15 protein-coding genes and 1 pseudogene are annotated in these 14,103 nt (G+C 63.6%); 7 read left to right on the top strand and 9 right to left on the bottom strand.

Annotation, left to right across the window (positions count from 1 at the left end):
- The coding region (gene groEL / locus AS156_RS27360) for a chaperonin GroEL (protein ID WP_136626452.1) at positions 1–983 on the bottom strand (983 nt) is incomplete at its 3' end.
- 45 nt (positions 984–1,028) lie between these two features.
- On the bottom strand, positions 1,029–1,343 hold the full coding sequence (groES, locus tag AS156_RS27355; RefSeq protein ID WP_027560139.1) for a co-chaperone GroES: 315 nt from the start codon (positions 1,341–1,343) through the stop codon (positions 1,029–1,031).
- Between the two features lie 380 nt (positions 1,344–1,723).
- On the opposite strand from groES, the gene AS156_RS27350 reads away from it, so the two are divergent.
- Positions 1,724–2,014 carry an usg protein gene (locus AS156_RS27350; protein WP_066511027.1) on the top strand — a complete coding sequence of 97 codons (291 nt, stop codon included), beginning with the start codon at positions 1,724–1,726 and terminating at the stop codon, positions 2,012–2,014.
- Positions 2,015–2,186: 172 nt separating this feature from the next.
- Positions 2,187–2,738 carry a cupin domain-containing protein gene (locus AS156_RS27345; RefSeq protein WP_066511025.1) on the top strand — a complete coding sequence of 184 codons (552 nt, stop codon included), beginning with the start codon at positions 2,187–2,189 and terminating at the stop codon, positions 2,736–2,738.
- A 147-nt stretch (positions 2,739–2,885) separates the two neighbouring features.
- On the opposite strand, the pseudogene AS156_RS27340 reads toward AS156_RS27345, so the two are convergent.
- A pseudogene (locus AS156_RS27340) lies at positions 2,886–3,716 on the bottom strand (NupC/NupG family nucleoside CNT transporter); the annotation flags it as partial.
- A gap of 1 nt (position 3,717) precedes the next feature.
- Positions 3,718–4,144: Na+ dependent nucleoside transporter N-terminal domain-containing protein (locus AS156_RS45010; protein WP_430641817.1), on the bottom strand; the 427-nt coding region annotated here is incomplete at its 3' end.
- A gap of 203 nt (positions 4,145–4,347) precedes the next feature.
- Between AS156_RS45010 and AS156_RS27335 the strand changes: the two genes are divergently transcribed.
- Positions 4,348–5,571, top strand: coding sequence for an MFS transporter (locus tag AS156_RS27335; protein ID WP_066511114.1), 1,224 nt, complete (start codon positions 4,348–4,350; stop codon positions 5,569–5,571).
- A gap of 295 nt (positions 5,572–5,866) precedes the next feature.
- Here AS156_RS27335 and AS156_RS27330 read toward each other — a convergent pair whose 3' ends face one another.
- The 3 genes from AS156_RS27330 to AS156_RS27320 are packed head-to-tail and all read right to left on the bottom strand — an operon-like array spanning position 5,867 to position 7,923.
- Positions 5,867–6,628, bottom strand: a complete 762-nt coding sequence (locus tag AS156_RS27330; protein WP_066511023.1) for an SDR family oxidoreductase — start codon at positions 6,626–6,628, stop codon at positions 5,867–5,869.
- Positions 6,625–7,401 (bottom strand): proteasome-type protease, encoded by a 777-nt coding sequence (locus AS156_RS27325; protein WP_066511020.1) that lies wholly within the window; start codon positions 7,399–7,401, stop codon positions 6,625–6,627. Before AS156_RS27325 ends, AS156_RS27330 begins: the two co-directional genes overlap by 4 nt.
- Before the next feature lie 60 nt (positions 7,402–7,461).
- Complete coding sequence (locus AS156_RS27320) at positions 7,462–7,923, bottom strand: carboxymuconolactone decarboxylase family protein (protein ID WP_066511017.1); 462 nt, start codon at positions 7,921–7,923, stop codon at positions 7,462–7,464.
- A 146-nt stretch (positions 7,924–8,069) separates the two neighbouring features.
- Here AS156_RS27320 and AS156_RS27315 point away from each other — a divergent pair, with 146 nt between their 5' ends.
- Entirely contained in the window at positions 8,070–9,665 is a 1,596-nt protein-coding gene (locus AS156_RS27315) for an ABC transporter substrate-binding protein (protein WP_066511013.1), read from the top strand.
- Between the two features lie 114 nt (positions 9,666–9,779).
- On the opposite strand, the gene AS156_RS27310 is transcribed toward AS156_RS27315, so the two are convergent.
- Complete coding sequence (locus AS156_RS27310; protein WP_066511111.1) at positions 9,780–10,073, bottom strand: GYD domain-containing protein; 294 nt, start codon at positions 10,071–10,073, stop codon at positions 9,780–9,782.
- 373 nt (positions 10,074–10,446) lie between these two features.
- A complete protein-coding gene (locus AS156_RS27305) occupies positions 10,447–10,764 on the bottom strand; it encodes a hypothetical protein (protein WP_245313086.1) in 318 nt (105 codons plus the stop codon).
- 72 nt (positions 10,765–10,836) lie between these two features.
- On the opposite strand from AS156_RS27305, the gene pdhA reads away from it, so the two are divergent.
- Genes pdhA through AS156_RS27290 form a run of 3 tightly spaced genes read left to right on the top strand, consistent with a single transcriptional unit; the run spans position 10,837 to position 14,029 of the window.
- Complete coding sequence (pdhA, locus tag AS156_RS27300; RefSeq protein ID WP_245313085.1) at positions 10,837–11,934, top strand: pyruvate dehydrogenase (acetyl-transferring) E1 component subunit alpha; 1,098 nt, start codon at positions 10,837–10,839, stop codon at positions 11,932–11,934.
- Positions 11,927–12,907, top strand: a complete 981-nt coding sequence (locus tag AS156_RS27295; protein WP_066511106.1) for an alpha-ketoacid dehydrogenase subunit beta — start codon at positions 11,927–11,929, stop codon at positions 12,905–12,907. The genes pdhA and AS156_RS27295 overlap by 8 nt, the downstream gene beginning before the upstream one ends.
- 21 nt (positions 12,908–12,928) lie before the next feature.
- Positions 12,929–14,029 (top strand): dihydrolipoamide acetyltransferase family protein, encoded by a 1,101-nt coding sequence (locus AS156_RS27290; RefSeq protein WP_066511008.1) that lies wholly within the window; start codon positions 12,929–12,931, stop codon positions 14,027–14,029.
- Positions 14,030–14,103: the final 74 nt, after the last annotated feature.

Raw genomic sequence — 14,103 nt, 5'->3', positions numbered from 1 at the left:
TCCTTGTCGATCATCACCTTCTTGGCGCGACCGAGCATCTGCAGCGTGACGTTCTCGAGCTTGATGCCGAGGTCTTCCGAGATGGCCTGGCCGCCGGTCAGGATCGCGATGTCCTGCAGCATGGCCTTGCGGCGATCGCCGAAGCCCGGAGCCTTGACGGCCGCGACCTTCAGGCCGCCGCGCAGGCGGTTGACGACGAGGGTGGCAAGGGCTTCGCCTTCGACGTCTTCAGCGACGATGACCAGCGGCTTGCCGGTCTGCACCACGGCCTCGAGCAGCGGGAGCAGCTCGTTCAGCGAGGAGAGCTTCTTCTCGTTGATGAGGATGTAGGCATCGTCCATCTCAACGCGCATCTTGTCGGCGTTGGTGACGAAGTAGGGCGAGATGTAGCCGCGGTCGAACTGCATGCCCTCGACGACGTCGAGTTCGGTCTCGAGCGACTTGGCTTCTTCAACGGTGATGACGCCCTCGTTGCCGACCTTCTTCATCGCGTCGGCGAGGAACTTGCCGATTTCGGCGTCGCCGTTGGCCGAGATGGTGCCGACCTGGGCGATTTCCTCGTTCGAGGTGACCTTCTTGGAGTTCTTCTGCAGGTCCGCAACGACGGCCTCGACCGCGAGGTCGATACCGCGCTTCAGATCCATCGGGTTCATGCCGGCGGCAACCGACTTGGCGCCTTCCTTCACGATCGCCTGGGCGAGCACGGTGGCGGTGGTGGTGCCGTCGCCGGCCGCGTCAGCGGACTTGGAGGCGACTTCGCGCACCATCTGCGCGCCCATGTTCTCGAACTTGTCCTCGAGCTCGATCTCCTTGGCGACGGTGACGCCGTCCTTGGTGATGCGGGGAGCGCCGAACGACTTTTCGAGCACGACGTTGCGGCCCTTCGGGCCGAGGGTGACCTTCACCGCGTTGGCGAGGACGTCGACGCCGCGCAGCATCTTGTCGCGCGCCTCGACGGAGAATTTGACTTCTTTAGCTGCCATCTGAGTTTTTCCTTGAGAGATTTAACCAGGGAGGGAGAGGGGCGCTTAAGCGGCCTTCTTCTTGGAAGCGGGGACGTCGAGCACGCCCATGATGTCGCTTTCCTTCATGATCAACAGGTCTTCACCGTCGATCTTGACCTCGGTGCCGGACCACTTGCCGAACAGGACGCGGTCGCCGACCTTGAGGTCGATGGGGATCAGCTTGCCGGCTTCGTCGCGGCCACCCGGGCCGACGGCGACGACTTCGCCCTGGGAGGGCTTTTCCTTGGCAGTGTCCGGAATGATGATGCCGCCAGCGGTCTTCTCTTCGGCGTCGATGCGCTTGACCACGACGCGGTCGTGAAGCGGACGGAATTTCATGCAGTCCTCCTAAACATTTGGATATGTTGTAGAATTTTGGAGAGTTAGCAGTCCGAGCCAGCGAGTGCCAGCCCAGCCGAGTTGGAGATAGGCCAGTCCCGGGCACCGGGCAAGGGCTTCTAGCAGAAAAATTGGCACTCGGTTTGGCCGTCTGCCAGCATTGCCGGTCATGCTTAATACGGGCTTGGGAGCCGCAGCTCGTATTAGCACCTGCGGTAAGCTGCTGCCAACGCGCAGAATTTCAACAACTGATTAAACATTTGGGCTTGTGATGGGTTAGTCGCGTGCGTCACATTTCTCTCATGTGAGCGCATCTTTGCCGGCGGTGGCCCCGGCAGGTCGGCCGCCTCAGCACATGCGCTCCGTCACAGGAGGTTGGCATGGTCTCGCGGGTTGGTGGGGTTGTTTCCGACGATTTCCGGAAGCAGTTGCTGGGGTACGGGCTAACGACGGCGCAAATCCTCTATCGGATGCCGGATCATCCTTCGCTGCTGCAGACCTACGTCTGGCAGAATTACGACCTCTTCCCGAAATTTCCGGCGCTGCAGGATTTCCTCGCCTTCTGGCAGCAGAAGCTCGAGGGGCCGCTGTTCTCGGTGACGGTGGCGCACTCCAAGCTGGTCAAGCCTGCGGAGCTGCGCGCCGTCGGCGGCGTCTTCCGGCTGCATTGAGCTGCGGAACGACACGGCGCGACTGCGCCGTCTCCGCGACGATTTGGCTGCGTGCAGAGATCGCGCACGCCGAGCCTCGTTCGGCGGGAGCACGTTCGCGCGACCGATGGCTTTGCCCACTCCACAAAAGGCTTTTGTGCTAGCGTCGTCCGATTGAAGACGGGAGGTAACAATGGCCAAACGAAAGCCGGCATCAAGACCCGCAGCCAAGACCGCGGTGAGGAAGAAATGGATGGGGCTCAGAACCACCGCCAAATCCTCTGCGCGCAAGACCATCAAGTCGAAGGGCCTCGTCTCGACAGCGAAGAAGACTGCATCAAAGACCACCAAGGCACGCCCGAAGCAGCGCGTCGCCATCAGCCATCACCGCGAAGAGGATTTCAAGGCCGATGGCTTGCGTGCCTATGCGAGCTATCGCGACCTCGGCATCGCGGCCGCGTCACACGGCCTGGTGCAGGCGCATGTGATCCGGCTGCAAGGTCCGTGCAATCCGGACGAGGTGTCGAAGCTGCATTACCATGACGTCGAATTCCAGATGGTCTACGTGCTCAAGGGCTGGGTGAAGACCTACATGGAGGGCGAGGGCGAGACGCTGATGACGCAAGGCAGCGCGTGGACCCAGCCACCGCGGATCCGGCACATGATCCTGGACTACTCCGACGACGTCGAGTTGCTGGAGGTCATCCTGCCGGCGGAGTTCAAGACGGTGGAGTTGACGGCGTAAACGCTGCTGCCGTCAAGCCCGGGCATGACAGTCTATAGCGCGATGAGATTGGGTTGAGCTGGAACGGCGTCGAAGGATCACCTCTCCCCGGCGGGGAGAGGTGATCCGAAACCTTGGCGAGCCGATTCAACCAAAATTCATCCCGGTCTAGGCCGTCAACGCGCCCACGATTGCTCCCATCAGGCACGTCGTCAGGGTGCCCGATACGATCGACTTCAGTCCGAGGGCGTTGATCTCGTCGCGCCGCTCGGGCGCCATGGTGCCGAGCCCGCCGATCATGATGCCGAGGCTGGCGAAATTGGCGAAGCCGCACATCGCGTAGAGCATGATCAGCCGCGAGCGCGGATCGAGCGCGTCGGAGCCGAGCTTCGACAGGTCGACATAGGCGATCAGCTCGTTCAGCACGGTCTTGGTGCCCATCAGGCTTCCGGCCGTGACCGCCTGTGACCAGGGCAGGCCCATCAGCCAGCACACCGGCGCCATCGCATAACCCAGCAGTCGCTGCAGCGAGATCCTCGCGCCGCCCACCTCCGGCAACAGGCCGATGATAGCATTGAGGAGATACACCAGCGCGACCAGCACCAGCAGCATCGCGATGATGTTCATCAGCAGCTCGAGCCCGGCCGCGGTGCCCTTCACGATCGCATCCATCGTCGACGAGACATGGATCTCGGGATCGTCGAGCGATCCGCCGGTGCGCTTCTCTGTCGTTTCCGGCACCATGATCAGGCTGACGAGGATGGCGGCCGGCGCGCCGAGCACCGAGGCAATGACGAAATGCGCGGCGGCATCGGGAATCAGCGGCGCAAGAAGCGTGGCGTAGAGCACGAGCACGGTGCCGGCGATCCCCGCCATGCCGCCAGTCATCACCAGAAACAATTCGCTGCGGCTGAGCTGCGCCAGATAGGGGCGGATGAAGAGCGGCGCCTCCACCATGCCGAGGAAGATGTTGGCCGCGGTCGAGAGCCCGACCGCCCCNCCCCGCCGACGCCGAGCGTGCGCTCGAGCAGCCAGGCCATGCCGCGCACCACCGGCGGCAGCACGCGCCAATAGAACAGCAGCGTCGTCAGCACGCTCATCACGAGGACAATCGGCAGCGCCTGGAAGGCGAGGATGAAATCCGTGCCCGGCGCCTTGGGGTCGAACGGCGCCGGGCCGCCGCCGACATAGCCGAACACGAAGGCCGTGCCAGCCCGCGTCGCGGCGGCGATGGTGCCGACGGCATCGTTGATCGTGCCAAAGGCTTTTGTCACCAGCGGCACCTTGATCAGCACCAGCGCGGTGACGATGGTGACGGCCAACCCGATCGCGGCCTGCCGCAGCGACACCGCGCGGCGGTTCTCCCCGAATGCCCAGGCAATCGCAAGGATCGCCACCACGCCAAACGCCGATTGCAATTGCAGCATCAAGACCCCGAAAACCCGTCGCGCGATTATGGCAGGGGTCTCGCGCAGCGCAATGCTGTTGCGCGTTTGAGCGAAGTGGATACCGATGCGTGTGAAGAAAACGCGGCAAAACAAGAATCTAGAGCCGTTCCGATTCATCGAAACGGAGAAGCTCCGGCATCGCCGCCATTGACAAGTTGCAGGCGGTCGGCCACGGCTCGGCAATGCCTTCCGCAACGACCGTCGGCGTTCGCGATCTGCTCGGTCACAGATCCTTCCTGTTCTTCCTGTCTTCGCGCAGCCTGTCGCGTTTCTCGAGCCAGATCGGTGCGGTGGCGATCGGCTGGCAGATCTACGATCTGACCGGTAGCGCCTTCGCCCTCGGCATGGTCGGCCTGGTCCAATTCCTGCCGACGGCGCTGCTCGTGTTCGTCGCCGGTCATGCCGCCGACCGCTTCGAGCGCAGGCGCGTGGTGCAGGTCTGCCAGTTTGCGGAGGTGCTGACCGCATTGTTCCTCGCGGTAAGCACCTTTGCCGGCACCGTCTCCGAGTTGCAGATTTTTGCCGCGACCTTCGTGCTCGGCATCGCCGGGGCGTTCGAAAGCCCGGCGACCGCCGCGCTGCTGCCCTTGATCGCTCCGTCGGGCTCGTTGCAGCGTGCGACCGCCATATCGAGCGGGGCCGCGCAGATCGCGACCATCACCGGACCCGCGCTCGGCGGTTTCGCCTATGCGGTGATGCCGAGCCTCGCTTACGCTGTCATGACCGTGTTCTGGCTGTTCGGCATGGTCCTGACCGGAGGCATCGGCCGGCTGCCGCAGGCGCCCGCGAAGAACGATGCATCTTCGGATGACCTGTATGCCGGCGTCACCTTCGTTCGCAGCAATCCGGCGATCCTCGGCACCATCTCGCTCGACCTGTTCGCCGTGCTGTTCGGCGGCGTCGCTGCACTGCTGCCGATCTATGCGCGCGATATCCTGCAAACCGGTCCGCTCGGCCTCGGCATCCTGCGCGCAGCGCCCGCGGTCGGCGCGTTCCTGATGACGATGGTGCTGGCGCGGCACACCATCAACCGCCGCGTGGGAATACGGATGTTCCAGTCGGTCATCGTGTTCGGCCTGGCAACAATTGTGTTCGCGCTGTCGCACTGGATGTGGCTGTCGGTGCTGGCGCTCGCGATACTCGGCGCGGCCGACACGATCAGCGTCGTGATCCGCTTCTCGCTGGTACAACTCGCAACGCCCGACGACATGCGCGGCCGCGTCGGTGCGGTGAACTTCCTGTTCATCAATGCGTCGAACCAGCTCGGCCAGTTCGAGAGCGGCGTCGCCGCGGCGCTGCTCGGCACCGTGCCGTCGGCCGTGCTCGGCGGCGTCGCCACCGTCGCGATCGCGCTGCTCTGGATGAAGCTGTTCCCGACGCTGCGGAATGTGGAGAAGCTGGAGTAGGGTTTCTTACCTCGCCCCGCTTGCGGCGAGAGGCCGACGTGAAGCGGCGCGTGAGCGGACTCTCAGCGAGTTCGTCTCTCACCGTCCGCGTGTAGACTCGTCGGCCCGCACGATTTCGGAATAATGGAAAAATACTGCTGATTTGTCCGACGTGTCAAGTTGCCGTGTCGGACGCCGGCAACCGCGGCTACTTTGCATGGGGTTGTTTACGATATTTTGACAGTGCGCCCCTGCGACGGCATGGCCGCGCCATGCCGTCGTGATAGCCATGCCTCAAGCGGGGAGAGGGGGAAGGTCAGCCCCGTCCCACGAACGGCATCTTGGTCGCCATGACAGTCATGAACAGCACGTTGGCGTCGAGCGGCAGGCCCGCCATGTAGGCAACGGCATCGCCGACCGCCTTCGCGTCCATGCGCGGCTCGTGCTTCGTCGTGCCATCGGGCTGCAGCACGCCGGGGCCGTTGACCATGCGATCGGTCATCGGGGTCGCGGCATTGCCGATGTCCACCTGGCCGACCGCGATGTCGTACATGCGGCCGTCGAGATTGGAGGCCTTGGTGAGGCCGGTGATGGCGTGCTTGGTCGAGGTGTAGGCCGCCGAGAACGGCCGCGGCGCGTGCGCGGAGATCGAGCCGTTGTTGATGATGCGGCCGCCGCGCGGCTTCTGGTCCTTCATGATGCGGAAGGCGTGCTGGGTGCACAGGAACGGAGCGGTGAGGTTGGTGTTCACCACGGCCTGCCACTGCTCGAGCGGCAGATCCTCGAAATTGACCGGCGGCGCGCCCATGCCGGCGTTGTTGAACAGCACGTCGAGCCGGCCATAGGTCGCCTTCACCTTGTCGAACAGCGCGGCGATCGCGGCCGGACTGGTCATGTCGGCCGTGACGCAGAGGCTCTTGCCGGCGGGGCCGAGCCTGGCGGTCTCCTCCAGCATCTCCAGGCGGCGCCCGGTGAGCACGACGGTGTAGCCTGCGTTCATCAGGGCGAGCGACGCAGCGCGTCCGACGCCGGTGCCGGCACCGGTGACGAGTGCGATCTTGTTGGTGGCCTCGGTCATCTGGTTTCCTCTTTCTTGGCCTTTGCTTCGATTTCGTTCTTGTAGGGCGGTCGCGGAATATTCTGGTGTGCCGCGCGCAGCGCCGCCGACCAGCGCGAGCGCAGGTCGTGGAAATAGGGCTCGCCGGCCTCGATGCGGTGATTGAGATCGGCCTCGCAGGCATCCGTGCGCACCACCAGCACGTCGATCGGCAGGCCGACGCCGAGGTTGGAGCGCATCGTCGAATCCATCGAGATCAGGCCAGCCTTCAATGCCTCATAGAGCTCGACGTCGTAATGCATGGCCCGGTCGAGCACCGGCTTGCCGTATTTGTGCTCGCCGATCTGCAAATAGGGCGTATCGGCGGTGCATTCGATGAAGTTGCCGGCGGTGTAGACCATGAACAGGCGCATCCGCGAGCCCTTGATCTGGCCGCCGAACAGGAAGGAGACGTCGAAGGAGATGTCCTCGGCGCGCAGCGCGTCGCCCTCGGTGGCGTGCACCGCGCGGATGGCGCGGCCGATGCGCTGCGCCGCCTGGAACATGGTCGGCGCATTCAGCAGCGTCTCGACCTCGCCGGTGTGCGGGTCCTCCATGCCTTCGGTCAGGGTCGACAGCACCGACTGGCTGATCGCCAGATTGCCGGCGCTCGCGATCGCCATGATGCGCTCGCCGGGAGCTTCGAAGATGTGGAGCTTGCGGAAGGTCGAGACGTTGTCGAGGCCGGCATTGGTGCGGGTGTCCGCGATCATGACGAGACCGTCTCGCACCAGAATTCCGCAGCAATAGGTCATTTCCAGTCCCCAACGGTCCGAGCTTCTCGGCGGGGGAAACTAGTAGCCAATTTTACCGCATCATCCAACCCTAATTCCCGTCGTGCGACATGCGGCGCGAGTACACAAATCCCGGGTCGAAGGCGCATTGACGAGGAAGGCGTCGTCGACGGGAACACCAAGCGCGGTGACCAGCCGGTTCGTCTCTGAGGCCATGCCGACGATGGCAACCATCTCGCGATATTCGGCGTCCGTCATGCCTTTCGCGCGGGCGGCCGCGGTGTGCGAATGGATGCAATAGCTGCAGCCATGGGCAATCGAAACCGCGACGTAGAGCATTTCCTTGACCTTCGGATCCAGTGCCCCCGGCGCCATCACCTCCTTGATGCTCTCCCAGGTCCGGCGAAGGGTTTTCGGATCATGCGCGAGCGCCCGCCAGAAATTGTTCACGAAGTCAGATTGTCGCGTCTTGCGGATATCCTCGAACACCGCGCGCGCCTCCGGCGAGAGTTCAGCGTCAGAAAGCAGTGTTACCGTTGCCATGGTCGCCTCCGTTGATATCCGTCAAGGGTCTATAGCACGACGCGCGTGTCCACAGACACTGCGGGATATCTCGACGATTGCAGGGCGAGCGGCGTTGTGCTCGACTGCTCCTTACCGACAAGAACAAGAAATTCCGGGAGGCGAGAATGTCGTTCAAACTGTCCGCATGCATCGCGGCATTGAGCATCGTGACGATGGCTGCGAGCCCTGCCGTTGCCCAGAAGAAGGGCGGGACCCTGCGGCTCTATCACAACGACAATCCGCCCTCGACCTCGCTGCTGGAGGAATCCACCATCGCCTCGGTGATGCCGTTCGCCGCGGTGTTCAACAATCTCGTGGTGTTCGATCCGGCGAAGGTGCACGAGAGCGTCGATACCGTGATCCCCGATCTCGCCGAAAGCTGGTCGTGGGACGCGACCAACACCAAGCTCACTTTCAAGCTGCGGCACGGCGTGAAATGGCATGATGGCCAACCCTTCACCGCCAAGGACGTGCAATGCACCTGGCGGATGCTGATCGGAAAGGGCGAGACCCAGGACTTCAAGCGCAATCCGCGTAAGGTCTGGTACACGAAACTCAAGGACGTCAGTATCAACGGCGATGATGAGGCAACGTTCGAGTTGACCGAGCCGCAGCCCGGCCTGCTCTCGCTGCTCGCCAGCGCCTTCTCGGTCGTCTATCCCTGCCATGTGCCGCAGCAGGTGATGCGCACCAAGCCCGTTGGCACCGGGCCGTTCAAATTCGTCGAGTTCAAGCGCGGTGACTCGATCCGCCTGGTGCGCAACCCCGACTACTTCAAGAAGGATCGGCCGTATCTCGACGAGATCACCGTGCGCACGATCGACAGCCGCGCGACGCGCATGCTGGCGTTCGCGACCGGCGACTACGACATCACCTTTCCATCCGACGTCACGATTCCCCTGATGAAGGATGTCAAGGCGCGCGCGCCGAACGCGATCTGCGAGACGACGGCGACCAACACTCAGATCAATCTGATGGTGAACCGCGTCAATCCGCCGTTCGACAATCCCGACATTCGCCGCGCGATGTCGCTCGCGCTCGACCGCAAGGCGTTCAACACGATTCTTTTCGAGGGTACGGGGCGGCTCGGCGGCGCGATGCTGGCCAAGCCCGAGGGCGAGTGGGGCATGCCGGCAGATGTGTTGGCAAAGTTGCCGGGCTATGGGCCTGACACCGAGAAGAACCTCACAGAGGCGCAGGCGATCATGCAAAAGCTCGGTTACAGCGACGCCAAGCCTCTGCCGATCAAGATCCAGACCCGCAATCTGCCAACCTATCGCGATCCGGCGGTGATCCTCGCCGACCAGCTCAAGAAGATCTACATCGTGGCCGAGCTCGACATCGTGGACACGCCGCGCTGGTATTCGCGGCTGCAGCGCAAGGATTATACGATCGGGCTGAACGTCACTGGAGTCAGCGTCGACGATCCCGACGGCAATCTCGTCGAGAACTATTCCTGCAACTCCGAGCGGAATTATACGCAGTATTGCAACGCCGAGGTCGACAAATTGCTCGCGGCGCAGTCACGCGAGCTCGACAAGGACAAGCGGAAGCAGCTCGTGTTCGAGATCGAGCGTCTGCTGGTCGAGGACGCCGCGCGGCCGATCATCCTGCACTCGTCGGCCGGCAATTGCCGGCAGCCCTATGTGATGAACTTCCATCCGCACGACAACAGCCAGTACAACAATCTGCGGTTCGAAGACGTGTGGCTGGATAAATAGCGCATGCTGCTCCACGGGCAACAGCGTGCGCCGTCGCTTTCGTGCGCTTCGTACCTCTACTCGTTCACACAACTAAAGCGTTCCGCTTCTCCTGCGCGTGCGCGGAGGAAGCCGCTACGGAAGCTCGGATATCAGCTTGGTCCACTCGGCCTCGGGCCAGGCCCGTGAGGTGCAGGTCCGTATGTTTCCCTGAGAGCTCAGGGCAAGCGCGAGTTTTGTGATGTGGTCACCGACGGGCGCTTCGGCGAGGAGAAGGATGTCATGCTCGCCGGAAGTGAGATAGACCTCCTTGATCTCGACACCGAGCGTCTTGGCGAGTTCTCTCGCCGCTTTGCTGCGCTTGGGAGCTTCCTTGACATTACGAATTCCCTGGTCGGTCCAGTCGATCCTCAATATGAATGTCGCCATGTCGTCCTCCAAGGGTTATGCATTGCCCTTGTCTGCCGCGTGCGCGGCAGGCCAACCTGCTTCATGTTGAAGTTGAGGGAGCGCCACATAAGGCAGGCGCTGCTTTCAGACTGAGATGCCTGCCGACGGCCTGACTGCTGCCCGTTCCGTCAGACGGCGACGTCGGCCCGTCCCGTCTCAAATGGCAGCTCGCTGCAGAGTACGCCATGTCCCTCGCTCGAGAAAGAGGGCTCCCCGCGTTGTGATCGGGAACGCGGTGGCAGGTCTCGACGATCACCCGACATTCGCACGAGCGAGGGCGCTGTGTCGAGATCAGTCACTCCGTGCAAGGATGAGGCCGGAAAGGCTTCGCGCGCCGGGTGGCCAGTGCAAGTCAGGTGTGGGTGTAGTCACCCGGTTTCAGTCCGAGCGCTTTGACCGCCGCTTCGGGAAGCGGCCCCCACGCTTCGACCCTTTCATTCGGGGCCATCATGTCCGCAATAATTGCCGTGGCCTTTGCCGCGTCTCCTTCAGCGACGAAGAAGACCGATCGAACAGGCGGGCCGCCGTCCAACGGCTCAGTTGTTACGAGGACAACCTGACCATTTGCCATGCTCTCATATACCGTTATCGCGGCGTTGTTTCCACGGCTCCCGTCGATCGATCGGCGTGATCCCGCCGCCGACGCGCGCGCCGGGAGAGAAGCTGCCATGGTATTGCATCGTCGTTCCTCGAACACCAAATAGCTGAACGTGGGAGGCAGAACCGCTCCAGGAGTGAGAGCGTGGCCAGCAAAAGAGCAAACGAAGAGCTCCCCGTTATTGCGCGCTTTGAGGTGCGCCGCCGCAATTATCTCGCGCCCGACGGCTCGATAGATCGGCCGCTCCCTGCCTTCGCCACCGATCCCAAGCTGCTCGTCGAACTTTACCGGTCGATGGTGCTCTTGCGCCTGTTTGACCGAAAGGCTGTTGCATTGCAGCGCACTGGTCGTCTGGGAACCTATGCCGTTTCGCTCGGCCAGGAGGCGGTGTCGGTCGGCATCGCGAGTGCGATGCGGGAAGATGACGTTCTGCTACCCTCCTATCGCGACAATGGCGCGTTGCTCTGGCGTGGCGTCAAGCTGGAGGAGATCCTGCTGTTCTGGGGCGGCGATGAACGGGGCAATCAATTCTCCGGTCCGGTCCACGATTTCCCGTTCTGCGTTCCCGTCGGATCACAGGCGCCGCACGCCGCCGGCGTTGCCTATGCCCTGAAGCTGCGCAAGGAGCCGCACGTGGCGGTCTGCATGTTCGGCGACGGCGCCACCTCGAAAGGCGATGTCTACGAGGCCATGAATTTTGCCGGCGTGCACAAGTTGCCGCTTGTGTTCGTCGCCACCAACAATCAATGGGCCATATCGGTGCCGCTGCGGCTGCAGACGGGTTCCGAGACGCTTGCGCAGAAGGCCATCGCCGCAGGGTTCAGCGGCGAGCAGGTGGACGGGAGCGACGTGGTGGCGATGCGCGCCGCGGCCGAGGAAGCCATCGCCGCTGCCCGCGACGGCAAGGGCCCTCACTTCATCGAGGCGGTCACCTATCGGCTCGGCGATCACACGACGTCAGATGATGCATTGCGCTATCGTTCGGCCGAAGAAGTTCAGGCGCACTGGAAGGAAGAGCCGATCGCGCGCCTCAGGTCCTATCTTGTCGGTCAGAAGATGTGGACCAAGGCGGACGAGGAGCAACTTGCCGCTGAGTGTCATGAGCGCATCGAGGCAGCGGTGGAGCGCTATCTGACGACGCCGCCGCGCCGCGCGGAAACCATGTTCGACAACCTCTATGCCGATCTGCCCGAAGCTTATGCCGCGCAGCGTCGCGAACTCGCGGGAGAGCACGATGCCTGAGGTGACGCTGGTCGAAGCCATCAATCTGGCGCTCGGCCGCGCGATGGCGGACGATCCTGACGTGGTCGTGCTGGGTCAAGATGTCGGCGTCAATGGTGGCGTCTTCCGCGCGACCGTCGGCTTGCAGGAGCGCTTCGGTCCGGAGCGGGTCCTTGATACGCCGCTTGCCGAACTCCTGATCAGCGGGCTCTGCGTCGGCATGGCCGCGCAAGGATTGAAGCCGGTCGGCGAAATCCAATTCATGGGATTTATCTATCCCTGTCTCGATCAACTGGTGAACCACGCATCACGGATGCGCAACCGTACCCAGGGACGGCTCACCTGTCCGATGGTCCTGCGCACGCCGCACGGTGCCGGCATTCGCGCGCCCGAGCATCATTCCGAAAGCACCGAGGCGATGCTAGCCCACATTCCGGGCTTGCGTGTCGTGATGCCTTCGTCGCCGGAGCGCGCCTATGGACTTCTCCTCGCCGCGATCCGCGATCCCGATCCGGTGGTGTTCCTGGAGCCGACGCGGCTGTACCGCGCGGCGAAAGGCGAGGTGGAGGACAACGGCGAAGCCTTGCCGCTGGATATAGCCTTTGTCTTGAGGGAAGGTCGCGACGTCACGCTGATCAGCTGGGGCGCGATGTTGAAGGAAACGATGGCCGCGGCGGACAAGCTTGCCGATGAAGGCATCGCGGCCGAGGTCATCGACCTCGCCACGCTCAAGCCCTACGATGAAAGCACCGTGCTCGGTTCGGTCGCAAAGACCGGGCGCTGCGTCATCGTGCACGAAGCCGCGCACACCGGCGGATTTGGCGCGGAGATCGCCGCCCTGATCGCCGAGCACGGACTGTCCTCGCTGCTCGCGCCCGTGATTCGCGTCACCGGCTACGACACGATCATCCCGATGGCCCGCCTCGAGCAACGCTACATGCCGTCGGTCGGACGTATCGTGACCGCAGCCCGAAAGGCGTGCCAGTACAACTGAAACACCAACGGACGTTGTGCCATGCGCCAGTTCACGTTGCCGGACCTTGGTGAAGGTCTTGAGGAAGCGGAGATCGTCACCTGGTACGTCAACGAGGGCGATCACGTCGTGACCGACCAGCCGCTCGTTTCGGTCGAGACCGACAAGGCGGTGGTCGAGATACCGGCGCCGTCGAGCGGGCGCATCGCGCGCCTGTTCGGTGCCAAGGGCGATATTGTGAAGGTCGGCGCGCCGCTCGTGGAGTTCGCCGAGAGCGCTGGGCAGGACACCGGCACTATCGTGGGCGAGCTCGGCACCGGCGAGCAACGGCCGGCGGCGGCAACTGCTTCGGCGCCGTCCAGCGGGCAGGGAGCTCAAGTGTTTCCGGCGGTGCGCGCCCTCGCGCGCAAGCTCGACGTCGCGCTCGATCTCGTCGAGGCGACGGGGCCCGGCGGCACCATCACGCGGGCCGATGTCGAAAGGGCGGCGAAGCGGATGTCTCACAGCGGACCCGCCGAGCCGCTGCGCGGCTTGCGCCGCGCGATGGCCCAACGTATGACGGCAGCGCATGCGGAAATCGTCCCTGCGACGGTCACCGATGAAGCCGACATCGACGACTGGCGGCAGGGCGAGGACGTGACGATCCGTCTGGCGCGTGCGATCGCCGCCGCCTGCAAAGCCGAGCCCGCGCTCAATGCCTGGTATCATTCCGGCGCGGGAGAACGACGCCTGATCGAGCGCATCGATCTCGGCATCGCCGTCGACACCGGCGGCGGCCTGATCGTTCCCGTGCTGCGCAACGTCGCGGAGCGGAACGTATCCGACCTGCGGGCTGGACTCGACCGCCTGCGAGCCGACGCAATCGCGCGCGCGATACCCCCGGAAGAGCTGCGCGGTGCGACGATCACGTTGTCGAACTTCGGCATGATCGGAGGCCGTTTTGCCAATCTCATCATCGTGCCGCCGCAGACGGCGATCGTCGGAGCCGGGCGGATCTCGGAGCGTGTGGTCGCGCTTCGGGGACAAGTTGCGGTCCGGCGCACGCTGCCGCTATCGCTGACCTTCGACCATCGGGTGGTGACGGGCGGCGAAGCGGCCCGCTTCCTCGTTGTCCTCAAATCCGACGTTGAGCGCGTGTCGTGACACGGATTGCCGCGCGGAGCCTGTCATCCGCCGGCGCTTCCTGCCGACCGGGCGGCTCGGAATGAGGGCGCGGG

The sequence above is a fragment of the Bradyrhizobium macuxiense genome, from assembly GCF_001542415.1.
GTDB lineage: Bacteria > Pseudomonadota > Alphaproteobacteria > Rhizobiales > Xanthobacteraceae > Bradyrhizobium > Bradyrhizobium macuxiense.
This window is presented reverse-complemented; position numbering and strand designations above follow the sequence as displayed.

What these genes read in the sequence shown, in the direction of transcription:
- groES (WP_027560139.1), bottom strand. Translation starts at nt 1,343, where the DNA reads ATGAAATTCCGTCCGCTTCACGACCGCGTCGTGGTCAAGCGCATCGAC.
- AS156_RS27350 (WP_066511027.1), top strand. Translation starts at nt 1,724, where the DNA reads ATGGTCTCGCGGGTTGGTGGGGTTGTTTCCGACGATTTCCGGAAGCAG.
- AS156_RS27345 (WP_066511025.1), top strand. Translation starts at nt 2,187, where the DNA reads ATGGCCAAACGAAAGCCGGCATCAAGACCCGCAGCCAAGACCGCGGTG.
- AS156_RS27335 (WP_066511114.1), top strand. Translation starts at nt 4,348, where the DNA reads ATGCCTTCCGCAACGACCGTCGGCGTTCGCGATCTGCTCGGTCACAGA.
- AS156_RS27330 (WP_066511023.1), bottom strand. Translation starts at nt 6,628, where the DNA reads ATGACCGAGGCCACCAACAAGATCGCACTCGTCACCGGTGCCGGCACC.
- AS156_RS27325 (WP_066511020.1), bottom strand. Translation starts at nt 7,401, where the DNA reads ATGACCTATTGCTGCGGAATTCTGGTGCGAGACGGTCTCGTCATGATC.
- AS156_RS27320 (WP_066511017.1), bottom strand. Translation starts at nt 7,923, where the DNA reads ATGGCAACGGTAACACTGCTTTCTGACGCTGAACTCTCGCCGGAGGCG.
- AS156_RS27315 (WP_066511013.1), top strand. Translation starts at nt 8,070, where the DNA reads ATGTCGTTCAAACTGTCCGCATGCATCGCGGCATTGAGCATCGTGACG.
- AS156_RS27310 (WP_066511111.1), bottom strand. Translation starts at nt 10,073, where the DNA reads ATGGCGACATTCATATTGAGGATCGACTGGACCGACCAGGGAATTCGT.
- AS156_RS27305 (WP_245313086.1), bottom strand. Translation starts at nt 10,764, where the DNA reads ATGGCAGCTTCTCTCCCGGCGCGCGCGTCGGCGGCGGGATCACGCCGA.
- AS156_RS27295 (WP_066511106.1), top strand. Translation starts at nt 11,927, where the DNA reads ATGCCTGAGGTGACGCTGGTCGAAGCCATCAATCTGGCGCTCGGCCGC.
- AS156_RS27290 (WP_066511008.1), top strand. Translation starts at nt 12,929, where the DNA reads ATGCGCCAGTTCACGTTGCCGGACCTTGGTGAAGGTCTTGAGGAAGCG.